We start from the raw sequence: 18,639 nt of genomic DNA on the forward strand, positions 1-18,639 counted from the left end.
CACGGGTTGCTCAGTGGCAGGCACAGTCGACGAGCTAGCAGCGAGAAGTGCGATGAATAGAGTTGCGATCATGTCTACTTTGCTGCCTAGCACCTGAGTTGAGCCGACCCGCGAAGCGGGTACGGCTTAAATGACTTGTTAGGCCCCGGACCTGCGCGTCACCAACCAGCCAACTATGGAGCTCGCAAGCCCGCCCCAAACCACTCCGATTGGAAACTGCACGCCGATGAGGTATGCAATGCCAGCAGCGAACCCCGAGCCCGCTAAAGCAAGCCATGCTACTTTGCGCTTTCGCGAGAGATAAGCGGTCTCCGCTATACGCTTTTGGCGAATCTGCTCCTGAGTACGCAGATCCGGCCCCAAAATGGCCTTCGCGATTGCGTCGGATTGTGTCCTTTCCATCTTGCGATGACTCCTGACAGCGGCGAACGCCTGAGTTAAGCAACGTCGCGAAGCGGCGACGGCTTGAATGGATTATCAGGCCTTCGCCCGTGCACCTTTGGCCTGCACGAACCGACCGATCACATAGACGACAGCGCCGCAAAGCAGCACCACGCCACCGATGTTGCGGACAATAGCTTGGAGATCTCTATCCGGAAGAAAGAACGAGGTAAAAGCTATCACTCCTAGGGCGAACAAGACCAGCGATCTGCCAATCTTTAAGTAGGGGTTGGAACGGCCAAATCGGGACTCGCTCATGATCTCTGCCTCAAATGTCAGTTGCGAAAAAGCAGACCTAACGCCTGAGTTAAGCCGAACCGTATAGCGGTTTCGGCTTGAATGGATGGTTAGGCCGCAAGCCGGCGTAGCCTGCCCCACGACTGGCGAAGCCCCACAAGGTGCACTAGACCAATGGCGAGACAGGTCGCCGAGCTCACGACCCAGAACGTGAGGCTGTTGCCAGGGAAGTAGGCCATGACCGGGACAAACGCCACACCGCGAACGATGTAAATACCTGTGATCGCCGTAAGGACTGTTCGACGTAGCAGAAACGGCCGGAATACACCTGCGGCCGAGAGTGCGTACGCACTCCAAATGGCCAAGATGGTGGCGATTGCTAGCGTGACCACTGTGGGGTACCAGCTGCCTTCAGCGTGACGTTGCGCCATCTGCTCTCCGGCGCCCAAGAGGCGGAAGAGCGGTGCGCCCACTACCAAGCATGCAAGATGTGCCAGTGCTGCAACGCCACTCAGTGCGCCGCCGACGATGAGAAGCTTGTTGGTTGGGCCTTCCACGCGATCTCCCTTGCGGTCTCACGCCCGAGTTAAGCCAATCCACGGGTTCGGCTTGAATGAATTGTTAGACCGCTGCCTATTCACCTTGTCCCCTCATGTAGGTGATCTCAACTATCTCTGTGACAGTAAGGACATGTTTGCAGCGACCAAGGCCACCATAGCTACCTCTGGGACCAAGTCTGCCACGTAGGACAACGTGTGATGTACCCCACGGGCCACTTGCATCTTTCGCGGGAAGTTCAGCTTTTTGCATGGATATGCCGCTGAGGCACCAATCCTCCTTTTTGCCGTCAGGAGTGAAAATGGCGTTCTCGAAGTTGTAGAAGTATTCACCGCCATAGGCTGGATCTTTGGTGGACCCTGAGGAACAAGCTGTCAGTGATGTGCAAATCACCATTGTCAAAATTGCGAAATTCTTCACTGCTGCGCCCTAACGTCCGAATTAAGCCGAGCCACGAGGCGGCGTGGGCTTGAATAAATTCTTAGGATTCATCTGTGGGCCAAACCTCGACCAAGTCACCGTCGACAAAGCCGACACATGCTGCGGTCGCGATGCGAACCATCGCTTGCCTGTGAGTTAGATGAATTCTCATTAAAAGATCTGACCTATTTAGTAACGCACCCCTGTGATTGTTCCCCCGGTGCCCGCGACAGAATGTATGAGTACGAATTTGAGTGGCTGAATCGGCTTGAATGAACTGTTAGCAGTCATTACACGTACGTTGCCCTAGTGCCAGGCTTGGAACTCGCTACGCGATCTGAAAATCCTGCGTAGAAAAATGGAATGTTGTGACCGGCGTCGCCAGCAATACGCCCGTGTACTTTGCTCCATGTGACTAACGCGATATGACTTTCTGGCTCTCCAACGATGAGAATTGGTTGGTCATACCCGTCGTGCCAGAAGAACTGGCCGCCGAATTGACGATAAGCAACATCCAAGATGTAACAGCCAACGCGCTGAACGATTTCTGTGATCTGACCCTGCGGCAGGTCTGAGAAGTAGTTGCAGGCTTCTGCAAGTATCTCTTCAACAACCTCTAGGCTCTGGGAAGAGTAGTTCAATGCACCACCAGCGCGTTCCTGAAGCATCTCAATGCACTCGACAGCCAAGCGCTGTACTTCGCTCCTTGTATGACTCACCAACTTCTCTCCTATGACGACTAACGCCTGAACTAAGCTAGCCCGCAAACCGGGTCTGGCTGACTGAATTGCTAGGTACCGCCGACCCCTACAATAATGCAGATTGCCGGTGTGGTTAAGAGCCAAACAACTGGTAGCCAGACGAGCTTACGTGCCCGGAGCCACAGCGGTTTGAGGTGGGGCGGGATAGTAGACGACGGTCGTGCGATCCAGCCTAGCTCACGAAGATTGTTGTGGTAGCCAGGACCAAGACCAGGAAATTGCGTGAGGTATTCCCAGGTGGCTCGATCAACTGCCAGAAGATCTCGACGAAAATGGATGTTGAGTAGGGTGCCAGCGCCGCCGGCAAGTGCGAGACTACCCACGCTATAGAGCGTGGTCAGCCACTCTCGTGGACCGACCACACCGAAACGCAGCAAAAGAACCAGAGCTGCAAAGATTCCCCATGCAACAAATAGCCATCGAACTTTCATGCAGTGCCTGTCGCCTAAATTAAGCCGACTCGCGAAGCGAGTTCTGCTTAGATGAATTGTTAGACGTGCCTACGCAGATCAGCAATGCAGTGGGCTGCTGAGCACGCCATGGGCGCCGAGGTTGCTCACACTCTCACCCCAAAAGCAATAGAAGCGGCTCTGCTCTGGTTGGTACACGAGCCAGTAGCCTGCTTGATGAGCGACGCATTGACCCGAGATGACTTGGCCAAGCGCCATCTCGGGAAAGCCAGGCGCCATGACTGTAGCGCTAACGGGAAATGGTTTGCAGACGTTGCGCCGGATGCTATCCGCTAGCCCAGCAAAGTAGCTTTTGGCGTTGACGCCGGAATTGACGTACACACCGTAGTGTCAGATAGCTCGACCTACAGTTTCGCAAGTAGCGGGTTATTTTCTTGTACATCTAACGCCTAAATTAAGCCGATCCGCGAAGTGACTTTGGCTTGAATGGGTTGTTAGGCGGCGCGCCTAAATAGCAAATGTGGGAATCTTCGAAGTGACCCTTTAGGTCATATGGTATCCTACAGCTCAGCTGTATATCATCTTGTTTCTTGTCATCCAAGATCATGAAATCACTATAGATTTTTCCATTTAGTGTGAAGCATGGACGGATTGGATACCCGTCAATCGACGCTCGAAATTTTCCCGACTGATCCGTCACGGCCGCGAGAGGAGCGGCACCGCAATCAGAATAATCATCGATGTTATGTGGAAGTCTCACCTCTATGCCTGGCGTAGGTTTTCCATCCACCGTGAATAATCCTTCAATCATGCGGCCTGGGTTATGGCAACCACTGATCGCAATAGCAAATATGAGGGGAAGATATCTCATGTGCGGCCTACACCTGAATTAAGCTGCGTCGCTAAGCAACTTCGGCCTGAATGAATAGTTAGGCATCAGCGTCTCTACGAAAGGTAGCGCAAACTGATGCTCATTGAATACGGTCTTGTAGTGAGCAAGCATACTTAGCAGCTTATTGTGCAGATCTTGAAGTTCGTCCCGGACATCAGGCCTATCCCACAATGCCTTAGTGGCTTGAGCGCACAGCGTATGAAGGGTGTCGCCCTGTACGAGTACGCCAGGGAACTGGCGGCCAAGATGCCCAATCACCGGCATGTTTGATTGGTCTGAGAAAATTTCAACGCTCTCAACGTGCATGATCTGATGCCTAAAGTTTGAGCTAAACCGACCCGCGAAGCGGGTTCGGCTTGAATGAATTGTTAGGGGATAGCCTACGTGGCGTCATGACTGATTGCCAGGCTGCCGACGAACCACAAGTACGCAGCGGCTGCGACAGTAAGCAAATGCAGCACGCCGACCCAGCGCCACCGAAGGGCCAAGACCGAAGGGGCAACTAGGGCGACCGTTACGACGAGCCCAGCCAGTGGGAAATACCTAGCGAGTTGCGATGATTCAATGCCGGGAATGCCGGCCACAAGGCATGAGGCCGCAAAGAAAAAGAAAGCAGAAAGGCCTGCGGCTGACGCCTTGAGCTTACGGTTTGGCGTCGAAGAGAGAACAAAAGCCGGGAGGATAACGGTGAGCCCGATGAGCCCGGAAATACCCTGTTCCGCGGCAAAGAGAACGTGGTGCCAATCCATAACTGTCACTGCCCCCTAACGTCCGAATTAAGCCGACCCGCGAAGCGGGTTCGGTTTGAATGAAGTGTTTAGATGCACTCCAGGGTAGCGTCTTCGCGTGCGCCATTGGCGAGCCCCCCAAGCTCCGCAATGAAGTTGTCTAGCAGGACGGGCTCGCTGACCAAGTACATCTTGGCCTCACTAGCGACCTCGCCAATAGAGAATCCAGCGAATTCGGACTGCTGGTGCGTTGAGACATAGAGCTTTCCCGGCGACCGGAAGTGCAGTCGCGCATGGAAGGCCCCGTTAGCGTACTCCGGGCCGAACTCCCCAAGGCGAATGTCCTTTATCCCGCCATCAATGTGATTTCTAAAGGTACGGAGCTGTGTAGCCAGCTCTTCCAAGTGTCCATGATCCACATAGGCGGTACTGCAGAAAGATGAGGCTTGGTCTGCCACGACAATGCGAAGCTCAACTAGGTCGTCATCTGACCAGATTTTGGAGATGGAGATACCTTTCTGCATCGTGCGCCTAACGCCTGAATTAAGCCGCGCCGCGAAGCGGCGTCGGATTGAATGAATTGTTAGGCCGCATCTGCGACCCGCAAGTGAACGAACTCGCCATGTTGCTTGTCGCGGATTGCCGCCTCAACTACATCACGCCCAGACCCCTCTAGCACTAGGCCCGCGCTCCACCCCCTAGGAATCACTGGAACCGATTTGCGATAAATTATTGCATCAGTTAAGCGAAGACTGATTGAAGCTGACCATAACTCATTGCGGTGACCAGAGCCAAGGGCACCTTCGTGGCGAATCTTTACGAGCAGTGTGAACAACGTTCCGACTGGCACTTCTTCAGCATTGTTAGTCCCGACGATGATTCCTCGGGCTTCAATGCGGTCTAGAAAAATATCCGGACTTTTCATATGCGTCCTAACGCCTGAATTAAGCCGACCCGCGAAGCGGGTTCGGCTTGAATGAATTGTTGGGCCGCAGCGCAGAGGACACTGTTCTGCAGCCTTCAGGAGAGCTGGAGTCTATAAGACTAGGGGTGCGCAGGTTGAACAAGAACGTCTGGCCTGATCTTGGATATTTTTCTTGTTCTTGACCAGGGTCAGGAAACTCAACATTGATGTAGAAAGGTACAATTCTCTCATCGTGATACCAGGATCCGCTCAGTCTTATACTTGACCTCTGGCGCGTTTTAATGAGTCGCGTCATGCAAAGTGGTAGAGCGGTGCTACGAGCGCCAATTTTAAGCTTAACGACAGGCGCCTTCGTGCCTAAGCCCTCAACAACCGGAAATGCCTTGCCGAACGATGCGGGAATCTCGGGGATCGACCCGTCGGGCTCAAGGCTAAGTGTGCGGTCCTGATGCGCGATGGCAGGCTCGGTGAGCAGCGTCAAAACTAGGAAAAACAGTATGCGGCTAGCTTTCATGCGGCCTAACGCCTGAATTAAGCCGACCCGCGAAGCGGGTTCGGCTTGAATGAATTGTTAGACCTGCCAACTGCGGGGCTGGAGCCCTCAAAGTGAAACTCTACCGGAACTTGGTGGCGGCAGGCTTGCTCTCGCGACGGATAGCGCCACTGTGCTACAGCGGAAAGGATGGCGTCGTTGTAGCCAACTGGTTGGCCGCGACTGCGGCCGATGGGGTGCCACTCCGCCGAGACAATGACCGGGGACTGCACATGCCCGGTAGGCCCAATGACAAAAGCGACTTGGGCTTTGCCAGAAAACTCATTGTGTAGCCGGGGTGGCAGCCTTGGTGCAACTGTAGCTGTAGGGGCAAGCCCGAACGAGCAGCGCGGGGGCGGCGCAGCTGAAGCGCACGCGCACAGCGCGATGCCGAGAGAAAAAACCATCAAGTTGTAGATTTCTCTCATGGCAGGTCTAACGCCTGAATTAAGCCGAGCCGCGAAGCGGCTTCGGCTTGAATGAATTGTTAGGTGTCAACCTACGGCACAAATCCGGCAGGAAGCAACCTGACCTCCGTGGCCATGCAAATGCCGTTGCCGCCGGACAGCGGTCGCACTCCCAAGATGATGCCGTGAGGCGCAAGCTCTGCTTGGACAATGATCACAGGTTGCTCGGAGCCATCCTCAAGTGACTGGATTGCACAGCAAGGCAGCGCCATTGGGGCAGCGGCGGAATCACCCTGTACGTAGAAGACTGCGGAGCCAGCAGCGACGTCGGCCTCCGTAGCCGGACGGCCGACAATACAGGGCGTGTTGTGCCACTCACTTCCTGCAATTGAACCCCAAAGATTGGCCATATTTGGTGTGGCGCCTAACGCCTGAATTAAGCCGACCCGCGAAGCGGGTTCGGCTTGAATGAATTGTTAGGCGGCAGCTCGTAGGCAACAACCTCGACGCCGCCGGCCAGTAATTGCTGATGCAGCTCCGAGTAGCGGCGCGGCTGGACTTGCGCGAGAGGCGCTACTTGGAGTGCATAGTCTTGCGTTGGGTTGTCACGGCTGTCGTGCTCGGCCTGAGGCGGGCCAAGCAGAGCAATCTCCAGGTCGGAGGTGGCTCCTACGAACGCCGGGTACTCCTCAAAGCGTCCAGACATTTCAGGCTCAAGTCGCACGGCTAGTGCCGCGCCGATGCGCTCAGCCGCTACAAGCAGAGAAATGCTTGGGTTGATGATAAACACGCAGCAAGTTGCCATGATGTATCTCTGCCGCCTAACGCCTAAATTAAGCCGGCCCGCGAAGCGGGTTCGGCTTGAATGAATTGTTAGGCCGCACGCCAAGTTGCATGGCTACTGACCCGCTGAGATTGAGTGGCAGGCCTTTGCCTCGCCGTAGCAGACAACGCAGACGACGGCCATGCCATTGAATTCTCTAAAGGCATCCGTCATGTCTCCCTCCAACTGGAACTTATCCTCGCATAGGTAGCACCATGCTTGGAGGTCATTTGGATCGCAGCTGTTCTCCACGAATCCAGAAGGAGCAGACTGACCTTGAAGCAGATGCCTACAGACAATGGCGGAGATTCGCTCGCCGTGAGGTCCGCAGCCAATCATCATAGGTTCGCTTGCGGTCATCTGTTCCATGCGGCCTAACGCTTGAATTAAGCCGAGTTGCGAAGCAACTTCGGCTTGAATGAATTGTTAGGCAGTGAGTGGCCGCGAAGGTTGGATGGTGCAACCATGCTCCCCAGCACTGCCGCCTGGGCAGAGTGTGCCACAGCTTGTGGGATGGAGCTTGCCTAGCGACGCCGCGGCGCGTGATGCCACCGAAGCCAAGTGCGACGAGCGCAGTGCGGGAACGACGTGCCAAGGCGAAGCACCAAACTTACCGCAACCAGCAACGGTGATGACTGCTGTCCGGAGCCAACCGCATGCACGCCTGCGAATTCACCGAAGCGGCAACCACCAATGTATTTGCTCCACCACGGCCTAATTAGCCCGCACAGTACTGATCTGTGTTCGGGAGCTCGCCGCCCAGCCAGCACCTGTGGATCTTGTAGCTAGCACGGTTGAAAGCGCTGAGGCTCTCATCGCCAGGCATGGGGTGCACTAGTTCAGTGATGCCCGTTTGCTTGTCTATCTGAAAGGCGCCGGTGACGTATCCGAGCTGTTCGAGACGCTTGGTGCCGATCCGCCGGTATTCCGTGCAGATGAACTCATAGCAGCATACCCGCTCTGTCTCGGACTGCTTCCGGATGCCGATGTAATGCCGGTCGAGATAGTCTTCTGACTGCATGGATGTGTCCGAATGTGGCCTAACACTTGAGTTAAGCCGCGCCGCACGCGGCGCCGGCTTGAATGAATTGTTAGCGCCCATTGGCAACCATGCCGAGTTTGCGAACGAGAGCGTCAAACTTGCTAAGGATTGTTACCAACTCCTCAATGGAACGGAAGTCGGGGCGAGGATAGGCGGGATTAGGTGCGGCCAAACTAGCCGCGACTGTTGCAGCGTTACACAAGATTGCAAATGTGCCCCGTTGGGCCCCATCTCCGAAAGGCACAGCAAAATCTGTCTCAACAGAACTGCGGCCTTGGATTATGAAATTGAGTGACACTCTGTCCGGCAGGCCGTCCAGCCGAAATACGGTGCCCGGGCCGTCAAGCTTTGTGAGTAAGACCTGCCCGGTCGCAGCCTTTAGTACGGCACTGGCGGGCGCCTTTGCGAGTGGAACGTTTAGCCGAAGAGGATGCTCACGACAAAGGGAGTAGTACGCGGAGCAGATGCCCGATTCACTTACGGCTGCAAGGAAGTGTGGGAGAAAGATCATGGATGATAACGTTTGACATGAGGGGCGCCCAAAGGCGCTAGCCTTTGGGCGCCCCTCTCGATGGAAGGGTTAGGCGGCACGGGCTACCTTTCAGGGGAGTTTGAGTTGTGAATCGCAGCTCACTCGGTTCATTGGGAACTCGATGACCCGGAGAGCCCCTTTCCGCATGCCCTCGATTCGAGCCCGCAGCTTCGTTTCGCCTTCGAGTTGATAGATGACCCGTTGCGGGAAGTCGTGTTGTGGATTCTCGAACACGACCTCGGTCTCACCAAGGCGCAGGAGAGGGAAGACCACTGTCTTCTGCCCTGACGGCATGGCGATGAAAGCCAGTTGTCCACTTTCCGCAGCTCGGATCTGCATGAACTCAAACTCGACTGTCTTTCCTTGCTTCACCGTGCGGTTCACGCCAAGCAAGCTACCGCCAGCCAAGGGCAGCCAGTGCTCGCCTGAGCCCGGCTCGGCGGTATCGCTTTTCCAGCAGCCCCCAAGCCAAGCCAACTGCGAGATGTCTGCAGCTCTTGCACTTGTGCCCGTGCCAGCGAGAAGCACGAGTATTGCTGCTAGGAAGGGCAGAGTACGCATGATATTTGTGCCACCTGACGCCTGAATTAAGCCGCGCCGCGAAGCGGCGTCGGCTTGAATGAATAGTTAGAGGGTGCCTAGTAACCCAAGGCCTGCCGCATCTTTGCTCGACTCTCGGCGATCTCGCCGGAGAGCTTGGCATGTGATGGCTCATCAATCGGAAGCGCAAGTGGAACCTTGAAGGTGAGACGGTTAGTAGCTGCACTGGAGTTGGAGGATTGACCCCCAGCCCCCAGCGAGAGGATGGTTGCGACGTTGAGCTTGGCTTGAGCGCTTGTCCCGGCGTTCTCAGCCACAGTCACCGCAACATCAAAGTCCACCAAGAAGACGTGGTGTAGGTCATCAACGGATGCAAAATAGGAGTTCCCGCTGGTTGAGGGATTCTGGGTGGCAGGGTTGACGATGCCGCCCAAAGTGCGCACATCGGTTTGGGCATCTCTGACACCAGCGGCAATCTGCACGAGGGTTTCTCTCACAAATTCCTTTAGATCCATATAGCCCTCTAACGCCTGAATTAAGCCGACCCGCGAAGCGGGTTCGGCTTGAATGAATTGTTAGCCGCTAACCGACGCAAATACGGCGGTGATGGCTGGCCAGTAACGCTGGCATACCTCACTGATGTCGTTAGCCATTGACGTAATCTTCTCGGCCCGCTCCAAGAGCGATAGTGCAACCGTGTTTTGGCGTGTTTCGGGCGGCGTGGCAGCCTCCCGCGAGATGGCGTTAAGTGCCTCAATGAGCTCATTGCGCTGGTTCCTTGTCAGGTCGCCGCTCTGAAGGATTGCCTCCGAAAGTCCTTTGAACGCTTGAGCAACTTGCGGCTCATTGAGCTGGACCAAAGCAGAAATGGACTGGTCCAAGCTACCTATTGAGCCAGTATTGACTGTGCCGACGACACTGTTATTGACCGAAATATTGTTCAAACGGACGTCTCCGACGTGAACTGGCTTGGGCCGCGGCTGAAACCGGGGGCCGCCCAAGGATGGCATGCCAACGCTAAAGGCTATCTCATCGCTCAGGTAGTTGAGCATGCGCTCGTGATTCTCCAGCTGTTGCTGCTCCATGTATGCCACCTTTGAGTAGCAATTGAGGCACAGCGGGATATTCTGATCCCCAACTTGATACATGGCCGGAGAAGGGCACTGATAGCACTTCACGTGACGTGATTCTCCCATTAGCGGCTAACGCCTGAATTAAGACGAGCCGCGAAGCGGCTTCGGCTTGAATGAATTGTTAGGCCCAGCCGCCAGCTTGGTGGCCGATCCTGCCACCGTCGCAGACCCACACGACCAGCTGGGCATCAAACGCTAGCTCGTTTGGTAGCCACATGACCGACCAGCAACTTTTGTCTGGGTGGCCTGGCTCCTCATGCCACGAGATACTAGCAAGGTAACGGTGGGTGTTTGAAATTTTATGGCTTGAGACATAAGCCTCGGCCAAGCGTAGTGCTTCAGGAAGCTCAGTGCTGGGCTTGGCTAAGGATGCCCCGCTAGCTAGTAACAGTGTGCCGAGAAGACAGGCGCGGTTGAGCATGGATAGGGCCTTTGAGAATGTCTGACTGAGCCTAACACCTGAGTTAAGCCGAGCCGAAGGCGTCGGCTTGAATGATTGGTTAGGCCACTGGCCCCGCGCCATACAACTGCTCCCAGTAGTGACCGTAACTCCATGCCTTGGCACCTGAGGATCGGCAGATATAAGACCTTTCATCAGTACGTAGCTCACTCGTGCACTCAAAGCTGAAATGTGCGCTATGAAAGACATGACCATAGGATTCCTTGACCTCGATTCCTGTGACCTCGAATGCGACATTCATCGATGCATGCAGCAGTGCGTCCGCGGGAATGCTATGCGCCTCCGACTCTTTTAGGAGCCACTCTCGATAGCTAGCACCGGTGCGCATCTCTGGCTTGGAGAGGCCATCAATTGAGGCGGTTCCTTGCAGAAAATCAAACTCCACTACACCATTCTTCTCCCTCGCCAAGACCGCTAGATCCAGCCCCTCGGGAAGATCCAGGAATCTCTGAGGAAGCATGTTTGCAAAATACTGGATCACCTTGCGGCGCATGAAGGGGTCTAGCGCCTGAGTTAAGCCGACCCGCGAAGCGGGTTCGGCTTGAATGAATTGTTAGACGGGACCTTGCGGTGGCTGCGCTTCGAGTGCTCTGTTGAGTGTCTCGAGGTGACGCTCATTGGATGGTACAAGTGAAAAAGTCTCTGGCCCAACCTGCACCTCTTGTAGATAGCCAACGCCGATAATCTCTGGCTCCTCAGGCCATTCACCTGCATGGGTAGCAAACTCAAGGAACTGAATCCTCCCGCCGTAACCGTAGAGGAGAGTGGTGACACCATCCGGAAGCCCCGCAATCTCAAGATTGAGATCCCCAATTATGAATGTTCCTGGCTCGAGAAGCGACGACGAGTCGGGCACAGAGAAGTTGATGTAAGCCCCGACACCAGTATGCTCACGGGAAGCTACAACTGCCGCCTCGGCTTGCAGCCGAAGCAACGAAAGTCTTTGATCGTCTCCGGCTAAAAAGGCGTCTAGAACTCGCTTCTCAAATGCTGTGAGAGTGCTCATGTGCCTCCTAACGCTTGAATTAAGCCGACCCGCGAAGCGGGTTCGGCTTGAATGAATTGTTAGGCGGCAACCGGCTATTGCCGAAGCGCGCCGCTGACTTTGCCGTGCTCCGTGCTGCCGAACAGGCCGTAAGAGACATGAGACCCCTTGAAGGTTGAGCCAGAAACATTGCCTATGAGAACAGTGTAGGCGTCGCACAGCTCGGTGGATAGCAGGATCTCGAGCTCGCCAGATTGGTACTGATAAGCCGGCCGGGAGACCTGCCCCTGCGGCGCAGAGAGCGGCTGTGCCTGGAACCAGTTGCCGGAAATGCAGGTGTCGGCGGGTGTGTCCGTGAGAGCAAAGCTAAACAATTGCGTCTGGCTCTTGTCGGTGACTACAAGATCCCAGATAGCCGTCACCGCGTTTGGCGCAGACGCTTGTGTAGGGCTTATCCGGCCAGAAGACGCGCAGCCAGCCATGAAAAGGATTGAAAGAGTAGCCGCTGCGAGAACTCTCATTTCCGCCTAACTCCTGAATTAAGCCGCGCCGCGAAGCGGCGTCGGCTTGAATGAATTGTTAGGTGCGCCCGTCAACGAAGCAGCCCTAGCTCAAGTGGAACGTTGTCCCCTTTGAGGCGCTGCACATAGACAATCCCATGCTCGGCAGCGATCTCACAGTCTATGTATGTAAGGTGGGGTTGGAGCAGGTTGGGCTCAATTTCATGGATTGTTGGGGCTAGCGTGAGGTCAATCAAATCTGCGCCGACGGCTAGCCAAGCATGCAAGTTGTAGCGAGGCTTCATGGCGCCAGAGCGCCAATCTGCAACCTCTTTTTCAGTGAAATGGAAACGTTCCTCTCCGCCCATCTCGATATGACCGATGACAAATTCCACTGTTTGGCCGAAAAACTGTCTTGCCGTACCCAGCATTCCGAAGTGCACGGTTACGCAATTACCGGCAAGCTTGCTCCCAATTTCTGGAGTTTGAGATGCCATCTCTCTTGCCATTTCGTAGAGACAATCTGCCTTTCGCTGATCAATCATCAAATCTCCTAGCGCACCTAACGCCTGAATTAAGCCGAGCCGCGAAGCGGCGTCGGCCTGAATGAATTGTTAGACCGCGCCATCACTGCTCATCCTCCGGGCGCAGTGGAGAGTGGGACCAGTCAAAAGCGGTCAGTACGTGTCTGGCCAGAGCATCGAACTCCTCACGGTAGTGATGTTCATGTGGTGCCGGAACCTCAGGCCAACCCAGGGCAAAGCCCATCGACCTTAGAGTGGAAGAGTACCGCTCAAGTGGGCCATAGCCGAATACTTGGTTGTGACGGTCCCACACAACAGTGGCCTTGTCTCCTGGAGAGTATGCCCAAAGGTCAAAGCGTGCATCTGCGGAGAGAAACGGCGCAAACCTGGCTAGGAACTCTTTGACCTGAGCCAGCGACAAGGCTGGGCTTTGGTAACGGCCAGGTAGCGCCTCTCCGCGAGGAGTGTGAAGCACGTACAGCAAGTAGTACGGTGGGCCCAAGCATTCAACCAATCGTTCAAAAACGACAGGGTCTCCGCCGGGAGCGCCCGCAGTTACGTGCTGCCCGATGTCGAACACGGGCAGGTGCGAGTGGGCAGCCCACTCACCGTTAACAAGGTGGCCGAGACGGTACATAGCGGTCTAACGCTTGAATTAAGCCGAGTTGCGAAGCAACTTCGGCTTGAATGAGTTGTTAGGCATCACTCTCGTCGAAGTGGCCGCACAACTCAAGGAATCGATGATGTCTGGCGTGACCGATGCCATCGCGTTGGTCAATAGCGAGCTCATGATCCGCGGACAGCGGAAACGTAAAGATGGGCCGGCTCTTTGCACTCTGAATCTCAATGTCGAGGAGCAGCCCGGTGATCTCAGGAAAGCCAGGGATGGTGTTGGCGAGCTTTCCTTGAAATTTGGTGCCTTGGACGAGTTCGTTGCTGTAGTTGTCCACGTAGAAGTCATGCTCAGGCTTTGAGACCTCGGCCCAAACGCCCCAAGCAAACTCACCTTCTTGGTGGGTGAATGGAATCATGAGAATGCCGCGCATGAAAAAGCGTTGCTCATCAAGGACGCAAAGGTCGGTGTTAGAGCGAGTGCGCCGATACTTGTCCAAGTAGGAAAGCTCAAAGGCTTCATCCGGCAGCTTGAAGCCCCAGTCTGTGGGCAACCCCTCGTGCGTCCTGCCGCAACTGGCACAAACGTAGCTCGAATCTGTCATGTGATGCCTTACGCCTGAATTAAGACGACCCGCGAAGTGGGTTCGGCTTGAATGAATTGTTAGGCCGGAACCACGCGCGGGATCCGGCAGGTAAGAGCAATAAGGTTGCGATGGCGAAAACGACGTACTGGCTGATGTAGAGGGCTAGAGGAACGCCCGCAGGAATGCTCAGCCAAGGAAGAGAGACGAGACCGTAAGCGCCAAAAAATAGCTGTAGCCACCACGCCCATCTGCGGCCGCGCCAAACTGCCCGCAAGTAGAGAAAAACCAGCCATGAGGCAAACGCCCAGACCCCTAGGGTGATAAATGAGGCGTTTGGCCCTTTTGTAGCAAACAAATTGATCATGCCGGCAGCGCAGGCAGCTGCACTTGCTAGCACGGAGATGGTGACTGCTCTAGGACGATCCATGATGTCTCAATCCGGCCTAACGCCTGAGTTAAGCCGAACCGCGTAGTGGAGGCAAAGGCATGGCAAGCTTTTCCGCCATGCCTTTGCCGTAACGAAGCGGTTTCGGCTTGAACGAATTGTTAGACCTCTAGCGCTGGACATATGAAGCCGACTCTGGGCTGATAAGGACACGATACTCCTGCGGGCGCCAAGCTTTGCGGGCTGCGAGATCAATGTTTGTCTCTGGCAGCGTAGTGCGTACGATAAAGCTTGCCATGCGGGTGTGACCCGAGATGACTGGACTGGACCAACCCTTGAACTCCCAACCTTTCTGCTTGGGAAGTTGATATAGAACCGGAGTCTCCTCGAGATCTCCATGAGAGGCAGTCATGAATAGCCTCACGTCAGGACAAGAGGCGACCGTGCCACCGCACTCACCAACAGAAGTTGGCGCTGCATAGATGCGAACAATGTACGGCTGATCCGAAGCTAGAGGCGTTGTTGCCAGTTCGTCGAGTAAGCCGAGAACAGTAGCGAGCTCCGGCTTGTCCACGGGCGCCAAATCATGCGCGATAGCGTCGATGGGAAAAAGCAGGGCAAGTATCGCGATTAGTTTCATCAGAGGTCTAACACCAGAATTAAGCCGACCCGCGAAGCGGGTTCGGCTTGAATGAATTGTTAGGCCGCGCCACCACGATCCCGAGCACGTTTGACCAGGAAATTCGTAGCAACTAGACCAATCACAAAAAAGAGCGCAAGGATAGCCAGCGCTGCGATCACGTAAGCAGTGTCTCCCATTGAGGCTCGATGCTGTCGAAGTGGCCAAGACACGATAAAAATAGAAGCGAACCATAGCGCAGTACGAATGCCATAGGTTTGACGCTCTACTGATGGCGTTTGAGCACTGAAAAATCCGCGCCGCCAAAGGCCATAGCCCCAAAAGGCTAATGCAACCGCAAGTATCCCCAAAATTGCATGTGCACTCATGAGCGGCCTAACGCCTGAATTAAGCCGACCCGCGAAGCGGGTTCGGCTTGAATGAATTGTTGGGCCGCAGCGCAGAGGACACTGTTCTGCAGCCTTCAGGAGAGCTGGAGTCTATAAGACTAGGGGTGCGCAGGTTGAACAAGAACGTCTGGCCTGATCTTGGATATTTTTCTTGTTCTTGACCAGGGTCAGGAAACTCAACATTGATGTAGAAAGGTACAATTCTCTCATCGTGATACCAGGATCCGCTCAGTCTTATACTTGACCTCTGGCGCGTTTTAATGAGTCGCGTCATGCAAAGTGGTAGAGCGGTGCTACGAGCGCCAATTTTAAGCTTAACGACAGGCGCCTTCGTGCCTAAGCCCTCAACAACCAGAAATGCCTTGCCGAACGATGCGGGAATCTCGGGGATCGACCCGTCGGGCTCAAGGCTAAGTATGCGGTCCTGATGCGCGATGGCAGGCTCGGTGAGCAGCGTCAAAACTAGGAAAAACAGTATGCGGCTAGCTTTCATGCGGCCTAACACCGGAATTAAGCCGACCCGCAAAGCGGGTTCGGCTTGAATGAATTGTTAGGCCGCAGACCGCTGACGCCAACGCCAACGCTCGAGGGATTAATCATGATGCCCAGCATGCGCTCTCCGGAAGGTTGCCATCACGAAAGTGACGAGCGACCGTAACTGCGGCGCGGCTGAAGAATGCATCTCTAGAGGGCTTCGTCATCTCGATGCTCGCGGTGGCCTTGTCCAGGCGTAGTTCTCCGACCTCGTCCGGCTAACCTGTGTCGTAGAAGCGATAGAAGGCCTCTCTTTCCGACTCCGAGATCTTGTCGATAAGAATATAGAAAGCCAAGTTCTCTCCTGCGGCCTAACGCCTGAATTAAGCCGAGCAGCGAAGCGGCTTCGGCTTGAATGAATTGTTAGGCGCCAACCTAGATGGCAATGAGGTTGTTGACGCCTGTTGATTCATCGCTCGGGTCAAAGTGTGCAAGTTGGAACTCTATGCCGTGTTTCGCGAGGGCGGACTTGAGCTGCGCCAGATAAGGGTACAGGGGCGATGGAGGAATAATCTGGGCAACCAGGCGAACCCAAACCTGCCGATCTGCGAATTGCGGGTTATCCCGAACCATCTCACCGTCAACGGCGTAAGAAAGGTAAGCCTGCGTTTTTTTGTGGAGATCGTGAAGCTGTAGCTCTGGATCTGACCAGTTGCGGTGCTCAAACATCATCAGCCCGACTCGCCCATCTGGAGCAAGTCCCGCCGCATCAATGACATCAAACTCTTCAACCACCGATGAACTCCATTTGGCGCCTAACACCGGAGTTAAGCCGACCCGCGGAGCGGGTTCGGCTTGAATGATTTGTTAGGCGACTGGCTCAAGATCATTGGGAAATGCACCGGCAACTGCCCACTCGCCGTCCGTAAAGTCCTCAGCAATGTCTCTACGCCTCCATGCCCGATTGAGATGAGCATACACATCGCCTAGATCTATCCGAAACTCAGGCTCTCCATACCCTGAACTCGCAGATATCTCCTTGATGAGGTTGTCCAAGTGCTCACGCGCATCCTCAAGGTCGTCAAGGGGCACGGACCAGCCCACTGGGTTGTCGGTGCAATTAATCATGGTCCTGTCGCCTAACGCCTGAATTAAGCCGACCCGCGAAACGGGTTCGGCTTGAATGAATTGTTAGACCGCGGGTAACGCATTGCCGCTCTCCAGATTGATGCGCACCACCAACGGGCCGTCGAACACAGCTCCACCGATCACGGACTCAAAGACAGCAACCCAATACACAGGAGTCTTGCCTCTGTGCTCAGAGTCATACCCGTCCGGCTCAACGCCGAACAGCTTGACCTCGATGCCTGCCGCGGTGGCATATTCCAAAGCGATCTGCTCAGCCCTCGCTGTGGCCTCAGCTCGCGACAATCTTCTAATGCTGCCAATCATCGTGGTCCGTGGTCTAACAACTATTCGAAGTCAAAAAGGTGCGTAGCGCCGGGGTGTAGTACGTAATCTCTGACCTCCACACCAAGTGCATTCCCATTGGTTTTACCGCGATATCCCGATCGTGGTGCGTGACCACGGTGCGTAAACATGTCGCATTCCCCTGCGGCGACTCATCGCAATGCGACCGTATCATTCCGACCGAACGGCTTCAATGTCTTCGTCTACATCGGCCGCCAGGCAGCCATCTTCGGCAGCGCCTAGCGGGCGACGGCCTGCCAGGCTGTTGGACCGCGTCCGCGATCGGTTGCAGCGGCTGGGCCGTGCCAAGCGCACCGAGGATGCCTATGTTGGTTGGATTCGGCGCTTCATCCTGGCCAACGACAAACGCCATCCAGAGACGATGGGAGTGCGCGAAGTGGAGGCGTTCCTGACCATGCTGGCGGCGCGCGATGGCGTGGCGCCTTCCACGCAGAATCAGGCACTGGCCGCGTTGCTGTTTCTGTATCGCGAGGTATTGGGACGCGATCTGCCATGGATGGACGAGATTCGGCGTGCCAAGCGGCCGCGGCGGTTGCCGACCGTCTGAGTGAGGTGGAGGTCATGGCGGTGCTGGCGCAGATGGAGGGGCGTCACGCACTGATGGCGGCACTCCTCTACGGGACCGGCATGCGCTTGATGGAGTGCGTGCGCCTACGCATCAAGGATGTGGATGTTGCGCGCAACGAGATCGTGGTGCGCGATGGCAAGGGTGGGAAGGACCGCCGCACACTGCTGCCGCAGTCATTGCGCGATGCGCTGCAGCTCCAGTTGGACGAAGCCAAGCGCGTGCATGCGCGGGATCTGCAGGTGGGCGCAGGTGAGGTCTGGCTTCCGCACGCGCTGCTGCGCAAGTATCCCAATGCAGCGCGTGAGCCAGGATGGCAGTATCTGTTCCCGGCGCCGCGTCGTAGCGTGGATCCGCGCGGGGGTGCGGTTCGCCGCCATCATGTGGACGAGAAGGGTTTGCAGCGTGCGGTGAAGGCGGCCTGTCGGCAGGCAGGGCTGGACAAGCCGGCCAGCTGCCACACGCTGCGGCATTCTTTCGCAACCCATCTGCTCGAAGCTGGGTACGACATCCGCACCGTGCAGGAGCTGCTGGGTCACAAGGACGTGGCGACCACCCAGCTCTACACCCATGTGCTGGGGCGAGGCGCGTCGGCGGTGCGCAGCCCGCTCGATCGTCAGCCGCAGGCTTGGCGATAAGTGCTGCT

17 protein-coding genes and 1 pseudogene are annotated in these 18,639 nt (G+C 55.6%); 1 reads left to right on the plus strand and 17 read right to left on the minus strand.

Features of this window, described 5'->3' with window-relative positions; genetic code table 11:
* Positions 1-477: 477 nt before the first annotated feature.
* From ACCQ04_RS01750 to ACCQ04_RS01830, 17 genes are all read right to left on the minus strand, one after another.
* Complete coding sequence (locus tag ACCQ04_RS01750) at positions 478-699, minus strand: hypothetical protein (RefSeq protein WP_226426994.1); 222 nt, start codon at positions 697-699, stop codon at positions 478-480.
* 1,247 nt (positions 700-1,946) lie between these two features.
* Positions 1,947-2,324 (minus strand): hypothetical protein, encoded by a 378-nt coding sequence (locus ACCQ04_RS01755; protein ID WP_372358637.1) that lies wholly within the window; start codon positions 2,322-2,324, stop codon positions 1,947-1,949.
* 1,392 nt (positions 2,325-3,716) lie between these two features.
* A complete protein-coding gene (locus tag ACCQ04_RS01760) occupies positions 3,717-4,025 on the minus strand; it encodes a DUF6959 family protein (protein ID WP_372358638.1) in 309 nt (102 codons plus the stop codon).
* 511 nt (positions 4,026-4,536) lie between these two features.
* A complete protein-coding gene (locus tag ACCQ04_RS01765; RefSeq protein ID WP_226426992.1) occupies positions 4,537-4,971 on the minus strand; it encodes a hypothetical protein in 435 nt (144 codons plus the stop codon).
* A gap of 1,776 nt (positions 4,972-6,747) precedes the next feature.
* Entirely contained in the window at positions 6,748-7,101 is a 354-nt protein-coding gene (locus ACCQ04_RS01770) for a hypothetical protein (protein WP_226426991.1), read from the minus strand.
* A 751-nt stretch (positions 7,102-7,852) separates the two neighbouring features.
* Positions 7,853-8,155 carry a hypothetical protein gene (locus ACCQ04_RS01775; protein WP_226426990.1) on the minus strand — a complete coding sequence of 101 codons (303 nt, stop codon included), beginning with the start codon at positions 8,153-8,155 and terminating at the stop codon, positions 7,853-7,855.
* 622 nt (positions 8,156-8,777) lie between these two features.
* Entirely contained in the window at positions 8,778-9,269 is a 492-nt protein-coding gene (locus ACCQ04_RS01780) for a DUF6265 family protein (protein ID WP_226426989.1), read from the minus strand.
* A gap of 77 nt (positions 9,270-9,346) precedes the next feature.
* On the minus strand, positions 9,347-9,763 hold the full coding sequence (locus tag ACCQ04_RS01785) for a hypothetical protein (protein ID WP_054591168.1): 417 nt from the start codon (positions 9,761-9,763) through the stop codon (positions 9,347-9,349).
* A 60-nt stretch (positions 9,764-9,823) separates the two neighbouring features.
* Positions 9,824-10,333 carry a hypothetical protein gene (locus ACCQ04_RS01790; RefSeq protein ID WP_126947449.1) on the minus strand — a complete coding sequence of 170 codons (510 nt, stop codon included), beginning with the start codon at positions 10,331-10,333 and terminating at the stop codon, positions 9,824-9,826.
* A gap of 548 nt (positions 10,334-10,881) precedes the next feature.
* Positions 10,882-11,334: a hypothetical protein gene (locus tag ACCQ04_RS01795; protein ID WP_226426988.1), complete on the minus strand. Its 453-nt coding sequence runs from the start codon at positions 11,332-11,334 to the stop codon at positions 10,882-10,884.
* Between the two features lie 60 nt (positions 11,335-11,394).
* Entirely contained in the window at positions 11,395-11,847 is a 453-nt protein-coding gene (locus ACCQ04_RS01800) for a hypothetical protein (RefSeq protein WP_226426987.1), read from the minus strand.
* 74 nt (positions 11,848-11,921) lie between these two features.
* Positions 11,922-12,347, minus strand: a complete 426-nt coding sequence (locus ACCQ04_RS01805) for a hypothetical protein (protein WP_226426986.1) — start codon at positions 12,345-12,347, stop codon at positions 11,922-11,924.
* Between the two features lie 71 nt (positions 12,348-12,418).
* Positions 12,419-12,871: a patatin-like phospholipase domain-containing protein gene (locus ACCQ04_RS01810; protein ID WP_226426985.1), complete on the minus strand. Its 453-nt coding sequence runs from the start codon at positions 12,869-12,871 to the stop codon at positions 12,419-12,421.
* 674 nt (positions 12,872-13,545) lie between these two features.
* A complete protein-coding gene (locus tag ACCQ04_RS01815; protein ID WP_226426984.1) occupies positions 13,546-14,067 on the minus strand; it encodes a DUF2199 domain-containing protein in 522 nt (173 codons plus the stop codon).
* 1,066 nt (positions 14,068-15,133) lie between these two features.
* A complete protein-coding gene (locus ACCQ04_RS01820) occupies positions 15,134-15,442 on the minus strand; it encodes a hypothetical protein (RefSeq protein ID WP_184230416.1) in 309 nt (102 codons plus the stop codon).
* A gap of 930 nt (positions 15,443-16,372) precedes the next feature.
* Complete coding sequence (locus ACCQ04_RS01825; RefSeq protein WP_184631420.1) at positions 16,373-16,732, minus strand: DUF6572 domain-containing protein; 360 nt, start codon at positions 16,730-16,732, stop codon at positions 16,373-16,375.
* Positions 16,733-17,128: 396 nt separating this feature from the next.
* Positions 17,129-17,326, minus strand: a complete 198-nt coding sequence (locus ACCQ04_RS01830; RefSeq protein WP_372358639.1) for a hypothetical protein — start codon at positions 17,324-17,326, stop codon at positions 17,129-17,131.
* A gap of 274 nt (positions 17,327-17,600) precedes the next feature.
* On the opposite strand from ACCQ04_RS01830, the pseudogene ACCQ04_RS01835 reads away from it, so the two are divergent.
* Positions 17,601-18,631, plus strand: a pseudogene (locus ACCQ04_RS01835) (integron integrase).
* Positions 18,632-18,639 lie beyond the last annotated feature (8 nt).

Source organism: Xanthomonas sp. NCPPB 2866 (genome assembly GCF_041475745.2).
GTDB lineage: Bacteria > Pseudomonadota > Gammaproteobacteria > Xanthomonadales > Xanthomonadaceae > Xanthomonas > Xanthomonas arboricola.

Coding starts and splice junctions, on each gene's coding strand:
- ACCQ04_RS01795 (WP_226426988.1), bottom strand. CDS start 11,334: ATGCGCCGCAAGGTGATCCAGTATTTTGCAAACATGCTTCCTCAGAGA.
- ACCQ04_RS01810 (WP_226426985.1), bottom strand. CDS start 12,871: ATGATTGATCAGCGAAAGGCAGATTGTCTCTACGAAATGGCAAGAGAG.
- ACCQ04_RS01765 (WP_226426992.1), bottom strand. CDS start 4,971: ATGCAGAAAGGTATCTCCATCTCCAAAATCTGGTCAGATGACGACCTA.
- ACCQ04_RS01755 (WP_372358637.1), bottom strand. CDS start 2,324: ATGCTTCAGGAACGCGCTGGTGGTGCATTGAACTACTCTTCCCAGAGC.
- ACCQ04_RS01785 (WP_054591168.1), bottom strand. CDS start 9,763: ATGGATCTAAAGGAATTTGTGAGAGAAACCCTCGTGCAGATTGCCGCT.
- ACCQ04_RS01750 (WP_226426994.1), bottom strand. CDS start 699: ATGAGCGAGTCCCGATTTGGCCGTTCCAACCCCTACTTAAAGATTGGC.
- ACCQ04_RS01775 (WP_226426990.1), bottom strand. CDS start 8,155: ATGCAGTCAGAAGACTATCTCGACCGGCATTACATCGGCATCCGGAAG.
- ACCQ04_RS01815 (WP_226426984.1), bottom strand. CDS start 14,067: ATGACAGATTCGAGCTACGTTTGTGCCAGTTGCGGCAGGACGCACGAG.
- ACCQ04_RS01820 (WP_184230416.1), bottom strand. CDS start 15,442: ATGAGTGCACATGCAATTTTGGGGATACTTGCGGTTGCATTAGCCTTT.
- ACCQ04_RS01805 (WP_226426986.1), bottom strand. CDS start 12,347: ATGAGAGTTCTCGCAGCGGCTACTCTTTCAATCCTTTTCATGGCTGGC.
- ACCQ04_RS01780 (WP_226426989.1), bottom strand. CDS start 9,269: ATGCGTACTCTGCCCTTCCTAGCAGCAATACTCGTGCTTCTCGCTGGC.
- ACCQ04_RS01800 (WP_226426987.1), bottom strand. CDS start 11,847: ATGAGCACTCTCACAGCATTTGAGAAGCGAGTTCTAGACGCCTTTTTA.
- ACCQ04_RS01760 (WP_372358638.1), bottom strand. CDS start 4,025: ATGCACGTTGAGAGCGTTGAAATTTTCTCAGACCAATCAAACATGCCG.
- ACCQ04_RS01790 (WP_126947449.1), bottom strand. CDS start 10,333: ATGGAGCAGCAACAGCTGGAGAATCACGAGCGCATGCTCAACTACCTG.